This window comes from uncultured Pedobacter sp. (assembly GCF_913776295.1).
GTDB lineage: Bacteria > Bacteroidota > Bacteroidia > Sphingobacteriales > Sphingobacteriaceae > Pedobacter.
Genome location: NZ_CAJYOJ010000064.1, coordinates 107,431 through 129,102, shown reverse-complemented (window position 1 = coordinate 129,102; position 21,672 = coordinate 107,431). Strand labels below are relative to the sequence as shown.

General features: G+C 40.9%; 14 protein-coding genes and 1 pseudogene. 5 read left to right on the top strand and 10 right to left on the bottom strand.

Annotation, left to right across the window (positions count from 1 at the left end; translation table 11 throughout):
• Positions 1-149: 149 nt before the first annotated feature.
• The 10 genes and pseudogenes from QZ738_RS14280 to QZ738_RS14235 all read right to left on the bottom strand — a co-directional run bounded on the left by QZ738_RS14280 (position 150) and on the right by QZ738_RS14235 (position 13,747).
• Complete coding sequence (locus tag QZ738_RS14280) at positions 150-1,061, bottom strand: SdiA-regulated domain-containing protein (RefSeq protein WP_293788431.1); 912 nt, start codon at positions 1,059-1,061, stop codon at positions 150-152.
• A 183-nt stretch (positions 1,062-1,244) separates the two neighbouring features.
• Positions 1,245-3,284, bottom strand: coding sequence for a polyphosphate kinase 1 (ppk1, locus tag QZ738_RS14275; protein ID WP_293788430.1), 2,040 nt, complete (start codon positions 3,282-3,284; stop codon positions 1,245-1,247).
• Positions 3,284-4,498, bottom strand: a complete 1,215-nt coding sequence (locus tag QZ738_RS14270; RefSeq protein ID WP_293788429.1) for a Pycsar system effector family protein — start codon at positions 4,496-4,498, stop codon at positions 3,284-3,286. The genes ppk1 and QZ738_RS14270 overlap by 1 nt, the downstream gene beginning before the upstream one ends.
• 299 nt (positions 4,499-4,797) lie before the next feature.
• Positions 4,798-5,862, bottom strand: coding sequence for a hypothetical protein (locus QZ738_RS14265; RefSeq protein ID WP_293788428.1), 1,065 nt, complete (start codon positions 5,860-5,862; stop codon positions 4,798-4,800).
• Between the two features lie 377 nt (positions 5,863-6,239).
• Complete coding sequence (locus QZ738_RS14260; RefSeq protein ID WP_293788438.1) at positions 6,240-6,542, bottom strand: glycoside hydrolase family 97 C-terminal domain-containing protein; 303 nt, start codon at positions 6,540-6,542, stop codon at positions 6,240-6,242.
• A pseudogene (locus QZ738_RS14255) lies at positions 6,540-7,223 on the bottom strand (glycoside hydrolase family 97 catalytic domain-containing protein); the annotation flags it as partial. The pseudogene QZ738_RS14255 and the gene QZ738_RS14260, both read right to left, overlap by 3 nt.
• Before the next feature lie 30 nt (positions 7,224-7,253).
• A complete protein-coding gene (locus QZ738_RS14250) occupies positions 7,254-8,189 on the bottom strand; it encodes a glycoside hydrolase family 97 N-terminal domain-containing protein (RefSeq protein ID WP_293788427.1) in 936 nt (311 codons plus the stop codon).
• Positions 8,190-8,218: 29 nt separating this feature from the next.
• A complete protein-coding gene (locus tag QZ738_RS14245) occupies positions 8,219-10,366 on the bottom strand; it encodes a glycoside hydrolase 43 family protein (RefSeq protein ID WP_293788426.1) in 2,148 nt (715 codons plus the stop codon).
• Complete coding sequence (locus tag QZ738_RS14240) at positions 10,356-11,972, bottom strand: glycoside hydrolase 43 family protein (protein WP_293788425.1); 1,617 nt, start codon at positions 11,970-11,972, stop codon at positions 10,356-10,358. The genes QZ738_RS14245 and QZ738_RS14240 overlap by 11 nt, the downstream gene beginning before the upstream one ends.
• A gap of 140 nt (positions 11,973-12,112) precedes the next feature.
• Complete coding sequence (locus tag QZ738_RS14235; RefSeq protein WP_293788424.1) at positions 12,113-13,747, bottom strand: alpha-L-fucosidase; 1,635 nt, start codon at positions 13,745-13,747, stop codon at positions 12,113-12,115.
• A 545-nt stretch (positions 13,748-14,292) separates the two neighbouring features.
• Here QZ738_RS14235 and QZ738_RS14230 point away from each other — a divergent pair.
• From QZ738_RS14230 to QZ738_RS14210, 5 genes are all read left to right on the top strand, one after another.
• Positions 14,293-14,868 carry an RNA polymerase sigma factor gene (locus QZ738_RS14230; RefSeq protein WP_293788423.1) on the top strand — a complete coding sequence of 192 codons (576 nt, stop codon included), beginning with the start codon at positions 14,293-14,295 and terminating at the stop codon, positions 14,866-14,868.
• A gap of 67 nt (positions 14,869-14,935) precedes the next feature.
• Entirely contained in the window at positions 14,936-16,066 is a 1,131-nt protein-coding gene (locus QZ738_RS14225; protein ID WP_293788422.1) for a FecR family protein, read from the top strand.
• A gap of 150 nt (positions 16,067-16,216) precedes the next feature.
• Positions 16,217-19,540: a SusC/RagA family TonB-linked outer membrane protein gene (locus QZ738_RS14220; protein WP_293788421.1), complete on the top strand. Its 3,324-nt coding sequence runs from the start codon at positions 16,217-16,219 to the stop codon at positions 19,538-19,540.
• A 9-nt stretch (positions 19,541-19,549) separates the two neighbouring features.
• The gene (locus tag QZ738_RS14215; RefSeq protein ID WP_293788420.1) at positions 19,550-20,959 is read left to right on the top strand and encodes a RagB/SusD family nutrient uptake outer membrane protein; all 1,410 of its coding nucleotides are present in this window, start codon (positions 19,550-19,552) and stop codon (positions 20,957-20,959) included.
• A gap of 4 nt (positions 20,960-20,963) precedes the next feature.
• Positions 20,964-21,671 (top strand): DUF4843 domain-containing protein, encoded by a 708-nt coding sequence (locus QZ738_RS14210; RefSeq protein ID WP_293788419.1) that lies wholly within the window; start codon positions 20,964-20,966, stop codon positions 21,669-21,671.
• The last annotated feature ends 1 nt before the right edge of the window (position 21,672 follow it).

Below are 21,672 nucleotides of genomic sequence, written 5' to 3'. Positions count from 1 at the left end.
CAGGACTTCTTTCATTATCCTACACGGGGTTTCGAAAGGCTCAACAGGAGTAATTTAAAGTAAATTACGACTTATAGTACAACTTCAATCTATAAGGAAGAAAAGATGCTGAAACAAGTTCAGCATAACGATTTCTTCAGTAACCATACTTATTTTTTCAACTTGAACATTAAAATATTTCCTGCGGATAGTGTTCCTCCTTCATTAGAGATATACAGGTTATTATCGCGATCAAAAGCAATCCCTTCCGGCTGGTTAAATAAATTTGGATCTAAGGGATACGTTGTTTTAACCTTGAAGTCAGCATCTGTCACTACCAATAGTTTATTTACTGAAGAAAGGACATACCATTCGTTTGTTTTCGGATTTTTAGCCAGTGCAGATGGACGGAATCTCGATTTTTCGCTCCCGGAAGCTTTTTGAATGGCTTTATGCGAAAGGCTAAATTCTCCGGCTGCTGTTAGCGAAGCATCATCAGCCACTTTAAAACCGTAAATACTGGAAGCTTTTGCCTTAGAATCGGCTTTGCTATCCTTGGTGAGTACATAAATCATGCTGTTTTTTTCATCGGCGGCCAATCCTTCATATTCGGCTTTCGGTATAAGATCTTTGGTTTTGGTTACATTGGTAGCTTCTGGCTTACCTAGCTCAGTAATGGGAAAAGTGTGCAATTCGCCGTTACTTTTTAAGACAATGAAATAATTTTTGATGATGGTAACGTCTTCGTAATCTCCTTTGCCTCCAAATTTGGTATATTTTGATTCCTTATCGCCTAAACCCAGGTGAAAAAGGTCGCCATCTTCATCCTGGATGGCAAATACTTCTTTGGGATCGCCATTGTGAAATACAATACCAGAAATTTCGAATAGATTTTGCGGCATGTTATATTTTACCGGATTGGCGAGATCGTAAGGAAAATCTGATTTTGCCGCTCCGCCTGCAGAAACGTTTTCTGTTGAATCCTTTTGTTTATCATCGCGGCTACTATTCACACAGGATACGCTAAGAAAAGCTGAAGCGATTAAAAGACCTGAAGCCAAAAAAGTTTTATTGTATTTCATAAGGGTAAAATTTAATGGTTACGTACCATGGTCTGTGTCCTCACAGACTATGGGTAAAATCATTCGTAACTATAGTCAGGTGGTCTGTGAGGACACAGACCACGGCATATGATTTCTCCATTTCGCTGCGCTTCAGTCAAAATGACGACCATATGGAGATGTTACAGACCATGGTTATTATTATTATTTATTTTTCAAAAACTGATAAATATCATGTTGAGAAGAAATAAGAACCTTACCAGTTTTAACCGGAATATTTTCCATGTTTTCATCTATACAAACCGCCTGCACGTTATCTTGTTTTTGTATTGCTATAATATCTAACATTTCTTTCTTAATCTGCTCATCGTAAACCGGAAAACAAACTTCAATTCTTCTGTAAATATTACGGTTCATCCAATCGGCAGAGCCTAAATAAACATCGTATTTCCCCAGGTTATTAAAAATGAAAACACGTCCATGTTCGAGGTAACGATCTACAATACGGGTAACTTTGATATTTTCGCTCATCCCTGCAACTCCAGGAATCAGGCGGCAAATGCTCCGTACAATCATTTCGATCTTTACGCCAGCCGATGATGCCTCGTAAAGTTTGTTAATTAAAACCTTCTCCTCAAGGTTGTTCATTTTAATGGTGATGCCTGATGGTTTACCTTGTTTGGCATGTTCAATTTCCCTATCAATAAGGTTAAGAAAAACCTGTTGTAAATTAAACTGGGCTACTAATAAATGCTTAAAATTAACCTGGTCGGGCGATGTGGGCTTAACCCGTTTGGCCAGAAAAATAAAAAGTAACTCTACTTCGCGTAGCATTTCTTTATTGGCCGTCATTAGAATATGATCGGTATAAAAAGCAGCTGTACTTTCGTTAAAATTTCCGGTGGCAAACAAACCAACGTAACGCATTCTATCGCCAATCTTACGTTTTACCAGGGCCACTTTGGCATGAACTTTTAATGCAGTAACACTATAAATAATATCAACGCCGGCATCTTTCATTTTTTTTGCCCACTTGATGTTATTGGCTTCATCAAAACGCGCTTTAAGCTCAACAAGTACGGTCACCTTTTTACCGTTTTTTGCTGCACTGATCAAAGCATTAACAATTTTAGAATCGCTGGCCACGCGGTAAAGCGTTACGTAGATTTCCCTGACCTGGGCATCAATAGCCGCTTCGTTAAAAAACCGCAAAACACTGTCATAACTCTGGTAAGGCGTATGTACAATAATGTCATTTTTATAAATGGCTTCGGTTAATGAGCCATCAATCAGGTCGGTATTACATATTTTTGGCCAGTTCTGGTTGGATAATTCTGGTGAACTGACCGGAAAACCCATAAAATCTTTCAGGTTATGGTACTGTCCACCTTCCATCCTATTTGCCTTTTTAAGGTTAAACAATTTTTTAAGCAGTTCGAATACATCTGCGGGTATGCCGGGTTGGTGGAGGAAACGTGTGGCCAAACCCAAATCGCGTTTCAACAGTTGTTTTTCGAGCTGTTCTGATAAATTGCCGGTATATTCATCCTTCAAATCCAGTTCGGCATCCCGGGTGATTTTGAAACTATAACATCCGGTTACTTCGGCCTGTGGAAAAATACGATCTAAATGAAAACGTACAATATCATCCAAAAATACCACAAAGGTTTCACCCCCCGATTCGACTTTGTAAAAACGTGGTAACTGACTGGAAGGAATGTTTACAATCACCACTTCTGCATCTTCTTTCGTTTTTAAAGTAATCAGAAAATAAAGCTCATTATTGGATGGGAAAAAATCGGAATTGGCATTTAAATACACCGGCTGCAAAAAGGCCGTTACCTGGCTTAGAAAATACCGGGTTATATTTTTTCGGATTTCAGCCGGGAACGGCTCTCCATAAATTAGGTTTATTTTATTTTCTTTGAGCAATGGAATCAGTTCTGATTGAAGCAACTTGCCATATCGTTGTTGCTGATCAAAGATAAGCTGATTGGCCGTGCTTAACAACTGATCATCGATTTTGATGTCATTATCATCTCTGTTGCTCAATTTCTCCAAAGCGAGCAATACTGGCATTCTAACCCGATAAAACTCATCAAGGTTGGATGAGAAAATTGATAAAAATTTGATCCGTTCTAAAAGCGGAACGGTATTTCGCCCGGCTTCCGTTAAAATACGCTCGTTAAATTTTAACCAGCTTAAATCCCGATTAAAAAAAGAGGTTTCTACTAGCTGCTCCATTAAAGTTTACCGTAAGCTGCGTAAGCAATTACAAATGCCAATACGGCTGCAATCAAACCAAACATGAAGATATTATAGGCCAGGCGGATGAGTTTATATTTTCTGCCCAGCACTACCCCTTGCGAGTATACGTCGGTAATTAATGTGCCGTACAAAAAATCCTTATCATTCATTACCTTAATCATCCCGTCTGTATAACTAGGCAAACTCATTTTATAAAAGTTGCCGAAAAATAATAGGTTTACCTTTTTCTTATCCATATCTTCCTGCGTAAATTCTCCTGGTGGAATAGAGGGACGGGTGGATAAAATGGAAACAACAACACAAGTTAAACTCACCATCAATAAAATAAATGTGGGGATAATCAGGTTGCCATGATCTTCCAGGCGCCTTAATAATAAACTCACGATTAGAGAAAGCATGATGGAATTTACGGTAATGAGGATGTGTGCCTTATTATCGGCCATATCACTCAACCTTTGGTTATTGGCCGATGTTATCCTGAACATCGTTTCAATTCCCTTATCCGGTCTGTTTTCTTTATCTTTTTTCTTTTTCTCGGTAACAATAACCGGTGCAAAGTTTTTGGGTTCTTCGAGTTCGGTATTGATTACTTCCTGTGCGGTTAGTTTGCTTTTCAGTTTCTCGATGTTTTTTTGCTTCTGATCGCTTAACAACAAATTGGCATAATCGGTATGGTAATGATGCGATTCCAAAAACTGGATATCTTTTTTGCGCCAGTCTGATTTGCTGATGTCCTTTTTATAAATCCGTTCGTTCTCTTTATGCATCAACTTTCCTTTTGCGCGGAAATCGGCCTGCCCTAAATGGAAAAGATCAGCATCACAAAGGATTTTATCAATTTCACTTTTAGGATTTTGTGGAATTTTTGTAGCCAGTATTGCGCTTTTAACCTGATCACGAATCTCCTGGCTTACCTGATGCCTGGTTAAAAAATCATCAGCCAATGTCGCTCCTTTTGCCTCGTGGTTTAACGCATCTTCAAAATATCCGGTATCATGAAAATAGGCGGCTGTCGTTACCGTAAAAAAATCCTGTTCGTTTAACTGGTAGTGATTGGCTATCTGCTGTGCAGCATTTACCACTTCCTGCGTATGTTCCAGGTTGTGGTAAACCAAACGCGGATCGCTATGGGTATGAAAATAATCAACCACATACTTTTCTACACCTTCCTGCAGTTTTTTATAGTTCATGAGCGTATGTTGATTGTAATTGGATGGGACGAAAAAAATGCATTTTATTGAAATATGTTTGAGACAAAAAACTAGACAATAATTTATTGAGATAAAATTAAATTATTTTTTTAAAAACGATACAGATCGGCACTCAACAAAAATAATAGGCTGTTTATTTTACAATAAGATTAAAGCCCATATGAACAAACGTTACTGTTTATCGAACTAAAAGCACGGTATAAAGCTCAATAAGGTTGATATAGATTAGATTCTCTTTCAACGTGTCACCTGATCGGCCATTTGCGATAAACCTAAAGCTACTTTCTAACGACGATAATTTTGCGTACCAGTGCTGCTGCTGATCCATCGGTAAGTTGTACAACACTCCCATTTTTCCAGTATTGCGCTACATTAGTTCTGCCATTGGTTCCTGCCCCGTAACCACCTACAAAAACATCAGCGTCAGAAACCGCAACAGATAAACCAAACGTACTTTCAGGGCCATTGGATAAAATGACAGGGGATCCGTTTTTCCAATATTTTGCCGCAATTGCATTATTTCCATTTGCACTGCCCGAACCTGCCACATATACGTCATTTCCATTTACAAAAATCGAATAGCCTCGCACATCTGCATTACCATCGTTAATCAATACCGGACTGCCCAGGTTTTTACTGTACCTCGTTCTTGATTGCCCGGCGCTATTATAGGTTTCAGACCAGAGAAAATACAAGTCGGTACCTGATACGGTTATAGCCTGGTTATCAGCTGCTGTTGAGCGGTCTGAAAGGTCGAAAAGTTGCCCGTTCTTCCAGTAAACGGTTATTGAGCTAAGCCAATCTAAATTCCTCCGTTCACCAATCACATAAACATCATTCCCGAGTAAGGCTATGCCAGTGGCAAGGGAAGACTGTGTATCATCGGTTAATACTATAGGTGTTCCGTTCTTCCAATATTTTGCCTGGTAGATTGATTTTCCAGACACCGTTTCCTGTCCGGCAATATACACATCATTTCCCTGTATAAATATGTCATTGGCAAAAGCATCACGGCTCCCATCCGTTAGCGAGACGGATACGCCATTTTTCCAATATTTGGCCACATACTTACCTGAAGCATTAACTTCATAACCTGCAATGTACACATCATTTCCGGCTATCACCATTGCGGTTGCATCAGAAGCCAGGCCGGTGTTACCGAGATTAACAGCTTTCCCGTTTTTCCAGAATTTAGCTACATTACCTTCCCTCCCGGCTACATAGATATCAAAAGGTTCTGGCTGAGTTGGGGTGGGTTCGTCTATCGTTTTCTTCTTGCAAGCCGGTAATGCTACACTTAAGGTAAGTAAACACAATAATGCTGTTCGTAAATGCTGCTTCATATTTTGGTTTTATTTCGGAGATTGAACAACCAAAAGTGTATATAGTTTCGACGTTTTACATTTATTTTTAAAGTAGAGCTACCGGATTCATTTTAAAAGAAAAAAATATTTTCATTTCTTTTATCTGATTCCAGATCGTATCTTTTCCAAAGGATGCTGAAATAAATTCAGCATGGGGATTACCTAAAAATTAATTATCAAACTCAGGTAGTTATGTGTTAAGCTAAAAACGGAGCGGTTATCCAACCAGCTCCGATCATCATTAACTAAAAATCAGCAACTTAACTGCCATCTTCCTTTATTACGTGAAATACTCCGCATAATAAATAATTCTAAATGTGATCGTTGCTAAAAAATTAAACATACTGATCAATAATTTATTCTACTACCGCTACAAAACCACCGCGTGGCAGGCAGTTAACTTTAACCGGCTGTCCTTTACGCCAAACCTGAGTTTCTGTTTTAAAAGATTTATCATTTCCACCATCCTGAATGATACGGATGTTCGCTTGCTTATTTTTCAAAAAATCTAAATTAAAAGCTAATATTTTTGCATCTTCCTGCCCATTTAGTCCTCCGATGTACCATTTAGTACCACGTCTTCTTGCCATCACCACGTGCTTGCCAGGATAACCATCTAGTAAGCGTGTTTCATCCCAGGCGGCTGGTACGGTTTTCAGGAAGTTCTTTGGTGCATCTGGTAGTGCATAGTAAGCTTCAGGGCGATCTGCAAAATGTTGTAAGGCCGATTCAAATACTACAGAAAGAGCCAACTCATGACCGTAAGAGGTGATATGCGGGTGCTGACTATTAGAAAAGGTAACCGGGGTATAATCCATCGGGCCAATCACATTTCTGGTGAAAGGCAAGGTCGTATTATGTACACCTGCTTTGTTGGTTAGGATATCACTGTTATTGTACCATTCTGCACCATAAACTGCTTCTACAGACATTAAATTTGGATAGGTTCTTGACCAGCCACGCGGAATCGTAGCGCCATGAAAGTTTACCATCAATTTATGATCTGCAGCATCCTGAAGGATATCCAGATACAACTTTATCATATCCTACTGGTCGCCAGCAAAAAAACCCACTTTAATTCCATAAACCCCGATTTTATTTAACCATTCGAACTCTTTGATGCGTTTTTCTCGGGTTCTCATGCGGTCTACAGGTGTAGCATCAGACCAGTCTGTCGTACCTGAATTGTACCAGATTAAGGGTTTAATGCCTTTTGATTTGGCATAATTAACCGCATCTTCCAATTTTCCGCCATTGCCCATTACATCCCATTCCCAATCGATCAGCACATAAGGCCAGTTCATTGCCTTGGCCAGGTTGGTATATTCCACCGCTTTTTGATAGTCTTTAGATCCATGGTTGTAAGCCCATTAAATCCAAGCCACCGCACCGGGTTTGATCCAGTCTTTTTGTACAATACGACTTGGTTCACTAACATCAGTAATCAGGGTAGATTGTACCACAGTTGCCAGGCTTCCGATCATTACAGTATGCCACTGCGACTTCCATGGCAGCTTACTCACATCACCTTGTTGCTCAAAGCCTTTTCGACCGGCAGCATAGCTCACTTTATATTCATTTAAATCGGCTTTATTGTTCAATTTGGAGGCCGCATTAAACGCACTGTTTCCTGCTTCAGAGATTAAGTACCACACCGGTGCCTGCCTGGATTTAAACAATGCCGGATATGACCATTCCTGCCCTTTTTCACCTTTTCCACTGGTGCTATAAGGATAAAAGTCTTCGTATCCCGGATCATAAGCCTGCGCCCAACGTTCTGTTTGAGCGGGAATATTAAAAGTGGTATATTCATCTTTGATGTTAACGGCTTGATTAGACCATTTGGGCAAAACATACCTGAATGCGATACCATCATTGTAAACCCTGAAAACGATATTCAATAGCTTACCATTAGCGTTTGAAAAAGAAAAGGTACCCTCATTGGCATTATTTTCACAAAGTTTGCGTTTTCCGCTCACCATTTCATAGCGGGTATCAATACGTTTTATTGTTCCGGTGATTTTCAGCGTCAGGTTTTTAAATTGTTCCTGGTCTGTGTACAATCCTAATTGATTATTGGCCATAATGCCCCACCATTTTCCATTGTTTTGGCAATACACCTGAAACCGCGCAGAAGCGGTGGTATCATCCGCGCCCTGTGACTGGTAATCCAAAACCAATTTGATTTTTCCATTAGGAGAAAGAACCGGAAAAGACTGTTTTTTTTGAGCAAATACCACTGTGTTGCCACACCAGGCTAGTATGCTACAAAGGATGATAATAATTTTTTTGATCGGAGTTCTCATGATTTGTACAGGTTCGTTTGGTGTTTAAATTATTCTGTAACCAGTTGCCAACTGAAAACGGTGCCATCTTTTCTATTGGGTGAAGTACCTGGCCAGTCTGCACCGTATAATTCTCCCGTTTTAGGATCTAGCCCTACAAAGCGGTTGGTTTTTAAGGATAGCAACATACATTGTCCCCTTAACATATCCTGCCACATGAACAGACTGCCCGGTGTTTCATCTTTCATCAAGCGGACATCTGCTGATAAGCCTAAACTGGTAATGGTCAAAAATCCGGTTCCATTAAGCGCCTGAAGGGCAACTTTCCCCTGTCCACGATCCAACACACGGAATTGATAAGCGACATCCAGGTCGTCATTATAAGCGCGCCCCGGGCAAAGCATGCCGTGTGGATTTGCCCACAGCTGGCGTCTATCAGCGAGATTGGTTAGTGTAATCACTTTCCCCAGCGGCAGATTTTTTGATCGGTCGGCCAAAGGTTCTGTTAACTTAAAATGATCAAATTCGGCATAACCACCCTCTTTTCCTTTGGTGTTGTAAGCAAAAAGCGCATACCGGGTACCTTGAAAGGTTTTAAGTTGATAAGGCATACGAATGCTGTCACCTACATTCTCGAAGGTTTTGCCATCTGTACTGTAACTCAACTGGGCAATATCTTTATCAAAATTACCAAAGGCGCGTAGATAAATACGTGGAGATTTTAATGGTTTATCAATTGTTTTTTGCTGATACTGATCAAACATCCTGAAAATAAGTTTATTCCCCTCGCGGATGATCCCCATCCAGGCATAGGGAATATTCATTAAACCCAGCCCGGCCAGATCGCCATCTTTTAAGTGCTGACCATTCAATTCTACCGTAGCCTCTGATTCTGGCCCTACCCCCCGCTGGGTCAGGGTATTTCTCGCCAAAAGGAAATCTTTTGCCGGTAAAGTGTGCAGGCGCAGGCTTCCCCCCTTCAACTGCCATTTGCGGTCAACAGGATTGTGGTTCCATTGCCAGGCAGAAGCTAACTGCGGTGCATCGAAATTGTCATTGCGTTGGTAAGGTACCTGTGGAAGATCAGGTTTGGTTACATTGGGTTTAAACCAGGTTCGTGGCGACCTGCCCAGGTTGCCTTCAATGCCATAAAAAGGCCAACCTTCTTTCCAGGTAACAGGCGACAGAAAGGTGGTACGGCCTACTGAACGAAAATCCATCATCGAAAAACCCCACCATTCGCCATTTGGCAGATCGACAATTCCGCCCTGATGCATGGGTACCGAAGCAAAAAGCTGATCACTCTGTTGTACCATGCTCAGTTTTGCATCGGCCGCAGGTAGCGCAGAATCTAACCACATATTTTGGGTAAACCATCCCAGTGAGGTCCCCATGGTTTCTTTCGCGCTCACTACCGTAGTTTCATAAGGGCCAATGATATTGGTAGCTCTGGCGCACTGCAACCGGCCATTGTCGGCATTGGTAATGTAATATTTACCATTGATTTTGTACAGGTGGTTTCCCTCGCCCATGGCATTTCCCTTCGGAATGATTACCCGATCGCTGCCCTCCACAAAACCGCTGAGATCATATTTCAATTCAATTAGCTTAATTTCGCCAACGCCATAAACCACATAGATTTTATCATTTTCAAACAAGACCGAAAGGTCGTAAATATGGCGTTTAAGCTGGTGTTGTTTCCATGGCCCGGCAGGATTTGTAGCCGTAAAAACCTGTAATCCATGGTGATTTACATTGGAAAAGATATAAAAAACACCATTATGGTGCCTTATACACGGTGCCCATATGCCTTGGCCGTATGCCTCTTTACCATTGGTCAGGTCAAATTCTTCTCCCAGCGTAAAACGATCCATGGCATAACTCACCAGCTTCCAGTTCACCAGGTCTTTAGAGTGCAGCACCGGTAATCCCGGTACACTGTGCATGGTGGTACCGGTGAGGTAAAAGTCATCCCCTACACGAATCAGATCCGGATCAGAGAACTCGTCATAAAAAAGCGGATTGGTATAGGTACCATTTCCATTATCTGCCGTCCAGGATTGTGCGTTCAGCATTAGCGACCACAACAAGCCCAGGAAAGTTAAAACATAAATTCGCAACAAGTTTTGTGATCCAGAACGAACCAACCAACCTAATACGGCCTGGGTATCCAGATACATCGTTTTGCTATTGTCCATAATCATAATGAAGATAATCTACATCAATATAACCTCCCTTAGCTAAAGGATTAAAATTATAAATGGCTATCCTGTCGCCACGATAAGATCCCCATTGTAATGGATAAGGCTCGCCAAAAGTTTTAAACGCCTTACCATCCAAACTGTAGCTGAAGGTACTTTTACCATCCAGTCCCCAAACTGATCGTAACCAGATATCATTGCCCTTAATTTCAGGGCCAGGCGTAGATTGATTTTTAGTACTAAATACCAGTTTTTTTACAGACCCAGCACACTCAAAACCGATGGTAGCGTATTCTGGTGCACCAAAATGAGATAAACCGGCTTTTTGTCCATCGGCCATTCCACGGAGGTCAAACTTTGCGGTAACAATATTTTTAGACGTACGGTAAACCCTTTGGGTTAGGGTGTTCCCCGCAGAAAGAATATTGTCTTTCAATGGTTTAAAAGCATTTAAGCGCAACCAACCCTTTCTTTTGGATAAAGACCATTCATCTTTTTTGGGCTGGTAGTTCCACTCCCACTGTGGCGCAATGGTTTTGGCATTAAAATCATCACTGCTTTTTGGTTGCGTTTTGCGGGTACCTTTTACTGGCATTGGTGCCGACCATACCATTTCTCCGATACCCCTGGCATTAGGCTTTCCGATTACCGGCCAGCCTTCCAGCCAGGTTACCGGCAGCAAACTTAAAATCCTTCCTGACCAATCGCCAGAACCATGATGGGTTAGAAAATACCATCCTCCGGTTGGGGTTTGTACCAATCCACCCTGGTTAGGTTCGTTAAACTCAGGTTGCCCCTCACTCAGTTGCCGTGGACCTTCGTAAGGTCCATAAATATTTTTAGCACGCTCCATCATTAACATGCGAACGTTATTGCGCACTTCACTAAACAAGTGATAATAATAACCGTTGATTTTATACAACTTATTGGCTTCGCTGCCATTAGACTGATAAATTACTTTATCTGATTCTTTGATCAACGATTTGCCATCAGCCGTCATTTTAAAAAGATGAATTTTATAGCCATCGGCGAAATGCGTTCCGATGAGATAACCCTGGCCATCCTCATCCCAGAAAGGACAGCAATCATCCCAGCCTTTTTCGGCCCAAACACGGTGTAAAGGTTCCCATGGACCTTCTGGTTTAGCTGCAGAACTCATAAAATAACCTTCGTCCGGATCGCCGAAATAAATCCAGAAACGGTTGTTGTGATAACGGATGGCACCCGCCCAGATTCCTTTTCCATAACGGTTCATCTGGGTATAGTTCATCGCTGGCGAAATGGTCGTAATATCTTCAACCGCATGCCCCAGTATCTGCCAGTTTACCATGTCTTTCGATTTCAGGATCACAAATCCGGGTGAATATTGGAAGGTAGAAGATACAGCATAGTAGTTATCGCCAACGCGAATACAATCCACATCACTGTAATCGCCAGGTAAAACAGGGTTGCGGTAAGTGCCATTGCCCTGATCTCCCCAATGTGTCCAATCGCCCCAGGTAGGTGCATTAACCGGAGGTTGTGCGAAGGTAAAAGCATGCAAAAATAGCATGATGAAAAGTAGCGTAATCGCACGTTTTCGTATCACTTCATTAACAATCATGTAAAGACTTCAGTAAATCATTCATGCGCCATATTGGTGCATGAATGATGTGTTTTAACAATTAAGTGAGTAAAATATGATCTGGCTGATTCAATCCGGGATGGAGAGATAACCAACTCATTTAAGGAGTACAATCCTATTTAAACAATAGCACCATAAATTTTAAAGACATAGGCAATGGAGCCTGGTACCTGTTCAGGAAGTTTTATTTTTAATCCCTCTCCTGCCTGTTCAAATTCAATTGATCCGGGATAACCCAATAAACTTACCTTTTGTATTTTATTGACTTTATTTGATGCGAGACTTTCTATAAGTGCTGTTCTATCAGAAGGCCAGTCAAGCATGGCTGCAAACAAATCTTTCCCTTTGGTAGTGAAGCGGAAATCCTTTGCCCCAAATTTTGCACTACCTTCGTTAAAGCCCTGTATACTTAGTGGCTTTGCGTTTGCAATTGCCGGTCCTTCTCCGAAGATTTTCCATGGTCGCGTACTATAAATACATTCGCTATTTCGTTGCATCCAATCGGTTATTCCTTCCACTATGGCACGTTCTTTTTCGTCAATGGTTCCATTTCCCCTTACTGGAATATTCAGCATCAGGTTACCATTTTTACTGACCACATCCAATAACATATGAATAACGGTTTTGGGATCTTTATACCAGTTGTTATCATAAACCGGACGGTCATAATGCCAGGAACCAATACAGGTATCTGTCTGGAAAGGCTCTTTAGCAATTTCATTGGTTTGCCCACGCTCGATATCCCACACCATACACTTACGCTGTTGTTCATCAAGCACTTTCCCGAATAATACCGCCTCCAGTTTACCGTATTTTTTGATACTGGCATTATACATGTGTGCGGCAATCCTAAGTCCGGCATCGCTAACAGGATATAGAGGTAAAATCGTATCATCAAAGTAGATGACGTCCGGCCCATACTTGTCTAACAGTTCAATAGTGCGTTTGTAAAATTTTTCACAATAGGCTTTAGAAGGCAAGGAAACACCATTTACCCAAGCCCATTGACTGTGGATCATCCCGTTATCTTCACTATTTTTACTGAGTGGATGATTTTGTGCATATAGCTCCTGAGGGTCTTCTCCTTCCCACCAGGTTCCTTTACCATCAGCTTTTGTTAATTTTCCATCGTAAGGAATACCGGCCATTGGGCCATGTTTATCAGCACGCTGGGCGGTCTCCATCCAGCTCCAGGCATGCGCCGCATGCACACTTACCCCAAAGCGCAGGTCATGGTTTTTTGCTGCTTTTGCCCAGCCACCAATAATATCTTTCTTAGGGCCCATGCGAACGGAATTCCATTTCTGGTGCGTACTATCAAACAGATCCAGGTTATCGTGGTGATTGGCCATGGCCATAAAATATTTGGCTCCCGCCTTTTTGTACAGTCCCACCAATTCTTCCGGATCCCATTGATCGGCTTTCCACTCGTTAATGACGTCTTTAAAACCGAATTTAGAAGGGTGGCCATATTTTTCAAGGTGATATTTATATTTATGTCCGCCTTCCATATACATTTCTCGCGCATACCAGTCGCCATATTCGGGCTGACACTGCGGCCCCCAATGTGCCCACATGCCAAATTTAGCATCACGAAACCATTCCGGTGTCTTGTATTGAGATAGCGAATCCCAGTTAGGTTTAAACGGACCAGCTGCATAAGGCGCGTTAATCAGCTGTCCGGCATAACTTTTAGATAGGTATAACGAAGATAAACTCAAAGCCATGCCTTTAATTAAGGTTCTTCTTTTCATATTGTGTTGTTTTACATAGCCTTATTCAGCAGAAATGGGGCTATGCTAATCTGTTTGATCTATTTGGTTAAAACTAAGGCATCTCCAGATACATATATACCAACCAAAATTAATCGACTTTAAACCAAAAAAATTAAATAAATAAGACTTTTTTTTGTACAAATCCGACATTTTAAGATTTTCAACATGACTTTAAATGCAGTTTATTTGATAAATGATTTAAAATTTGTCCAGGAAATCGCATAAAATACAACTTCATCGTTTATCGTTTGTAAATAGCTTAATTACGTATAAATTTGATAATCTTGACCTTGCGATTAAATACGTCCATTAGCCCGAGAAATATACTATAAACATACCACGACTTTATTTAGCTACAAACTCTAAATTGCAGCGTTGCGCCAAATCCGTAAAAGTAGCGTATATTTGTACGGATAAATCCGTATAATTGCGGCAGCACTACAGCTTTATCATTCACATTTGCAAGAATTACCGATAAATTAGATTGCTACCTGATTAAGTCGTTCATTACCAACCCACAACTAATGTCAACACCCTTATTCGCCAGCGACAGTGATCTTCTAACGGCTTTAAAAGCTGGAAGAAGCAGCGCATATAAGGAAATTTATGACCGTTACTGGCAGGTATTATACCGCTTTTCGCGTAAGATGCTGCAAGATGAAAATGTGGCAAAAGATGTAGTACAGGAGGTTTTCACGATTTTATGGGCTAAAAGAGAAAGCCAAAATGCAAACGTACCACTTGCAGCTTATTTATACACGCTTACCCGGAACCGGATTCTTGATCTGGTTAAACGCACTAAAGTAGAAAACAGATATCTGGAATCTTTAACGAGTTTTATACAGCTTAACCATGCCACGCCTGATCGACTGTATATTGAAAAGGAACTGTACGATCAGATTGAACGAGAAATTCAGCACTTGCCGGAAAAGATGCGACGGATATTTGAAATGAGTCGCAAAGAATATAAATCCAATCAGGAAATTGCGGATGAACTTGAGATTTCCAACAAAACCGTTAAAAATCAACTCAGCACTGCTTTAAAAACCCTCAGAAACAAGCTGGGCGATACCATGAATACCTATCTTATCTTTTTTTAATTTTTTTTTCATTCCGCATGGGACTTTCGTCCTACTTAGTCGTTAAGCCAGTATCTACTGACCAACAATGACTGAAGATCAAACTAAATATGCTCAGGAACTGCTTAACCGTTATAACACGGGTAACTGTACACCAGCAGAAGAAATCCAGATTGAAGCCTGGTTTAATACATATGCCAATACCGTTGCCGATGTTGAGCATCCGGATAATATGGAACTTATCGGACAGGAAATCTGGGCGAAACTTCCGGCAACCGGTGTTGCGGTTAAGCGTAAGCTATGGCCAAAATTTGTGGCAGCTGCTGCGATAATCCTCGTACTGTTTGGTCTGTTTAAGCTTTATAATCGCGACTCAATTCAGGAGCACCTGGTTCAAAACCAAAAAGAACAAATAACACCAGGTACTTTTGGCGCAACCCTAACGCTGGCAAATGGAAAGCAAATCAGATTAAGCCAGTTGAAAAATGGTGTTTTTGCCGAAGAAGCTGGTGTAAAGATTACAAAGACAGCCAATGGAGAATTGGTATACCAGGTAAAAGATGAAACTTCCGATGCGTTAAAAATAAATACCCTCGCTACCGCAAAGGGCGAAACCTTTAAAGTAGAACTTCCGGATGGATCTTCTGTATGGCTCAATGCTGCTTCGAGCCTTACCTACACTACCAACCTGGCTAATGCGGAAGTCAGGAAGGTAAAATTAAGTGGAGAAGCTTATTTTAAAGTCGCTCACGACAGTGAACATCCTTTTGTGGTAAGCACCCGCGGACACGACATCAAGGTGTTGGGAACGGAATTTAATGTGAGTTCTTATGAAAATGACGACGAGGAAATAACCACACTCGTACAGGGAAAAATCAGCATGAACACCAACAGGGATAAGGTTATACTCGTACCAGGTGAAAAAGGAACGGTACGTAATGGAAGCATTGAAAAAGCAACTGCCAATATTGAGGCTGCAACGGGTTGGAAAAATAATGAATTCGTTTTTGCCAGTCAGGATATCAGGTCCATCATGAAACTGATTTCGAGATGGTATGATGTAAACATTATTTATGAAGGTGATATACCGTCAGAAAAGATAAGTGGCAGCATTTCGAGATTTTCAGACATCCATAGCGTACTCAACATCCTTCAGGCTACCGGAACCGTTAAGATTAAAACCATAGGTAACCGTGTAGTGGTATCAGCTATGCAATAAGATAAATTTAACTCATAAAATAAAGAATATTAATATACAACATATGACAAAAAGCTAACCTAAAGACCAAAATTTTAATTTTTGTAGACTGCAAAAATTACAGAATCAAACCAAAAATCGACTATCAACTATTAAACCAAAACTAACTTAATGAAGACCAATAAAATGGCCGGGCATCATGTTGCGCGTCCCAGAATTTTGCGGGCAGTTACCTTGTTCCACTTTCTGCTCATCTTATCTTTTTTACAGGTTAGCGCTTATACCTTTGCGCAGCGGATTACACTAAGTGTCTCTAACCAACCGCTTTCGGAAGTTTTCCGGATGATTAAAAGCCAGACTGGCTATAATTTTGTTTATTCTGATAAAATCATTTCAGATGCTAAGCTGATTACTGCAAACCTGAAAGACCAATCTATTGATGCCACACTTAAATCAATTTTAAGTCCACAAGGTATTACCTATACCATTCAGGATAAAACGGTGATACTAACCAATAAAACCCAGCGAAATGATGATGCCCTGGATGGTGTGGTTAGAGACCGTAAAACGGGCAATCCAATACCATCAGTTGTTGTTTCTATAAGGGGTACAAAAACCCAGACCCAAACAGATAACAATGGCCGTTTCAAACTCAATATGCCAGCAAACGCCAAAGTGCTGGAATTTAGATACATAGGCTATAAAACAGCCGAAGTTGAAATTAGAGCCGAACGCCATTTCAGTGTTTTTTTGGAAGAACAGGCCGTAAGTTTAGATGAAACTGTTATTAACGGTATCTTTACACAGCGCAAAGAAAATTTTACCGGTGCAGCGAATACCCTAACCGGTGCAGAACTGAAAAAAGTGAGTGCCAACAGCGTATTTGCAGCTATTGGTGCACTTGATCCATCATTCAGGATAGTGCCCAACAATGTAACGGGCGGCAATATTAACCAGTTACCCAATATTCAACTCCGTGGGGAAAATTCCTTTCCAAACCTTTCGGGGCAACTGTCATCTATTCCAACGCTTCCACTCCTGATTCTGGATGGCTTTGAAGTAAACCTGCAGCGTATCGTTGACCTTGATATGAATTTAATCAAAAGCGTAACGCTGCTCAAGGATGCTTCTGCTACCGCACTTTATGGATCGAGAGGTGCCAACGGTGTGATTGTAATTACAACCATTACCCCTGCTGCCGGCAAACTTCAGGTTAATGTAACCCACGATTTTCGCCTCACCACGCCAGATCTTTCGGTATACCATCTTCTTAATGCTGAACAAAAGCTCGATTTTGAAAAACGGGTTGGCTTGTATACCACTACATCAAATGTTTTGCAAAGCAGTCTTGATATGCTTTATAACGAACGCTATAAAGCTTATGCCAAAGGTGTAAACACCGATTGGTTGTCTATCCCCACACAAAATGGCTATAGTAACCGTACCTCTGTTTATGCCCAGGGTGGTGATACAGTTATCCGTTATGCCCTTCAAGTATCAGGCGACTTTCAATCAGGTGTAATGAAAGGTCAGGACCGTACCAATTATTCAGGTCAGTTTGACTTAAATTATTTTAAAAAGAAATTCGAGTTCCGCAATTCCCTGCGTATTTTCCAGAGCAAATCTAATGAATCACCCTATGGTAATTTTGCAGATTATGTAGGTATGAACCCGTATTGGGCCCCTTATGATAATAAGGGAAACGCCAATAGAATGGTAGAAGACCTGAACTTTCTTGGATTCAGCTACCAGACGGCAAATCCACTTTACGATGCCACCCTGCATTCTATAAATAGCGCCAATTACTTCGGGTTTTCCGATAACTTTAGTGCCCGCTACAAGCCTACACAATCTATTTATGTAGAAAGCAGTTTAAGCATTAATAAACAAAGTGGTGGTAATGATTTATTTTATTCTGCGCAAAGCACCAGGTTTAATAATGTAACCGATCTGAACCTAAAAGGAAGTTATGATTTAAGTACCAATAACAGTATGGGATATGAAAGTTTGACTACGGCAAACTGGAATGCCATATTTGGGAAACACCAGTTGTTTTCTAACTTAGGTTTAAATTTATCTCGCAGTACCTCATCTTATAATACCTTTTCTGCAACGGGCCTATTAACAGATCAATTAGACGATATACTCTATGCTACACAGTACAGTGGTCGCCCGGTTGGTGATGAAAATACAATTAGCCGTGTGGGTTTGCTCTATAGCGGAAATTACATCTACGACGACCGCTTTCTGGCCAGTGTTTCTTACAGAAGGGATGGCTCTTCACAATATGGCAACGAAAAACGTTTTGGTACATTTTGGTCTGTAGGGGCAGGTTGGAATATCCATAATGAATCTTTCTTCCAGAAAAACGATTTTGTTAACCGATTGAAAATCAGAGGAAGTTACGGCTCTACCGGTTCGCTTAATGTGCCATCCTACGCTTCTCAATTCAGATACAATGTTAATGCGGGAAGCGCTTATTTTGGTAATATTGGTGCTACACTTGCAGGCATGGGAAATGATTTTTTAAGCTGGCAGGATGTATTGAAAGCCAATATTGGCCTTGATGCCGATTTGTTACAAAACCGTTTAAACTTAAGGTTTGAGTTGTATCGGGAGAATACCAAAAATGCCGTAACACAGATTACCCTGGCCCCTTCAACCGGATTTAATTCTTATACCGAAAATTTTGGAGAATTATTAAACAAAGGTTTCGAGTTTTACGCCAGGTATACCATCTTGCAAAATCCGTTCAGCCGGACACTATGGACGGTTAATGTGAATGGATTTACGAATAGAAACTCGCTTAGAAAAATTTCAAACGCGCTTCTGTCATCGAACAATCTATTGAATAACGGAAATCCAAATCAGGTGAAACCCAATCTTCAACTGGTAGAAGGACAATCCATTAATACCATTTTTGCTGTACGTTCATTAGGTATAGATGCTACTACTGGTTCTGAGGTATTTCTAACGAAATCGGGAGAAACTACCCTGGATTGGAATGTAGCAGACAAAGTACCGGTAGGAATCAGTCAGCCACTCTGGAATGGAAACTTCGGTACCAGCTTTTCGCATAAGGGTTTTGAGGTTAATCTGATCTTTAACTACCAATTCGGCGGACAAATGTATAACCAGACTTTGGTAGATCGTGTGGAATCTGTTGATCCAAAATTCAATGTAGATCAAAGGGCTTATAACCTAGGTTGGGCAAAACCAGGTGATGTAAGTCAATTCAGAAGAATTACGGCCAATCCAAGTCAAACCAAGCTGACTTCAAGATTTGTACAGGATGATGATAACCTGATTTTGAGTTCTGCATCACTGGGTTATACTTTTTACAAAAAACAGTTTCTGGAAAGAATTGGTTTGCGCAGTTTACAGCTTACGGCCATTACGAACGATCTTTTCAGGGTAAGTTCTATACAGGTAGAACGCGGTACCAGCAACCCTTTTGCCAGAACATATTCCTTAACCTTAAGAGCAGGTTTTTAACTAAAAGACATGAACTATAAAAAATTATTAGCCATATTGGTTTGTTTAACCGCTATGCTAACGTCATGCAAAAAATATCTTGACGTAAATCCAAAATCATCCGTTTCTGAAAACCAGCTATTCAACTCGGAATTGGGCTTTCAACAGGCTTTAGATGGCGTATATTCGCTATTTGCTTCCCAAAATCTATTTGGCGACAATCTGACCATGGGCTTTACATCTGCCCTGGCACAGAATTATAATATCCCTGTCAACTCCAGATTTTATGATACTTCTAAATTCAACTTCAACTCACAGGAGGTGACTGGATTGGGAAATTCGATCTGGAGCAATGGTTATAACGCTATTGCCGGTGCCAATAAGGTGATTCAAAATACGGAAAAGCGACGTGATGTATTAAGTACTTCGGCTTACAGCCGGATTCGTGGTGAAGCGGTAGCGCTACGCGCTTATATGCATTTCGAACTGCTGCGGTTATTTGGACCGGAATATGTAAGTGGACTCACAAAAAAAGCCATTCCTTACAAAAAAGAGGTGAACCAATATACTTCAATACCTTTGACCACACAAAATACGGTATTGGCTATACTTGCAGATTTGACTGAAGCCGAACAACTGCTGGCCACATCAGATCCGGTGGTCAATGGCCAGGCAAACCGCAGCATCAAGATGAATTATTATGCGGTTAAAGCCTTGCAGGCCAGAGTTTACCTTTTTGCCGGTGATAAAAGCAGAGCCTTTGCCGCAGCAAAACTGGTAGTTGATGCCAACAAATTCCCGTTTGTAACCTTCGCAGATGCAACGGCTGCAGCCGAAAGCAGAGACCGGATCTACATTACAGAACAAATTTTTGGGCTGAGGGTAGCTAACCTGAGAAATTGGGCAGATCCCGGCTATTTTCGCGGTGCTTCCAATATGCGCCGTTCTTCTGATGATTACCAAACACTTTATGAAGCAAGATCTGGCGGTAGTACCGATATCCGCTATTTAGCAAGAATTGAAGTTGATAACAGCAATAGTGCAGGTTTTGTATTTCCATCGAAATTCTGGCAAACCTATCCCGGTACAGCTCCTTCCGACAATCGTTTGGATCAGTTAGTACCCATGATCAGGCTGGCAGAAATGTATTACATTCTGGCCGAATGCGCATCAACTACAGCAGACGGCATTACTTACCTGAATGTGGTACGCGAAAACAGAAACATTACACCATTGGCCACTAATCTTAGCCAAACCAATTTAAATAATGAGATTACCAAAGAGTACCAAAAGGAATTTCATGCTGAAGGGCAACTATTCTATTACTATAAACGCAAAAACATTACAAGGATGCAGTTTATGACTTCAGATATTCCACTATCTAATTATGTATTGCCAATTCCTGATCAGGAATTAGAGTTTAACCCAAATTATAACTAAACGAATGAAATACTTAACGATATTATTCTTGCTTGTTTTTGCAATAGGCTGCAAGAAAGACGATATACCGACGTTTGAAGGCCGGGATGGAATTAGCTTCTTTATTGATTACTACGAAAATCCTGATAGCACCAATTATTCATTTGCCTTACAGCCAACGGTTAAAACAAAAGATACCATATTCATTAAAATGCGTTTGGTAGGCAAACCTGCCAGTGTAGCACGCAGTATCAAATTAAAAGCCTTGGCGGGTTCAACGGCCCGGCCCAATGTTGATTACATTTTGCCTGAAATCAAATTACCGGCAAATGCAACTTTTGTTAACTATCCGCTGGTCGTGTTTAATACACCTGAAATGCTCAACAAAAGTTTTCAACTGTTGCTGGGGGTCGATCCGGGGAGTGAACTGGTTCCGGGTGCGCCGGGAGTAGCAGTTGATCTTTCCAGAAACTTTGCAAAAATGAAAGTCAACATCACTAATCAACTTATCGAGCCTGATTATTGGCAAAATCTAATCTTCTTCTTCGGAGACTTTAGTATAGTCAAATTTAAATTTATGATCAAGGTGACGGGCCTCACCAATTTTGACCCTAATGTGGTTGATTTAGGTGAATTATTTCTGATCCAGGTAAACTTGAAAAAAGCACTTTCAGATTATGTTCAGCTGAACGGCCCTCTTATTGATGAATTCGGTAACCCAATTACATTTTAAG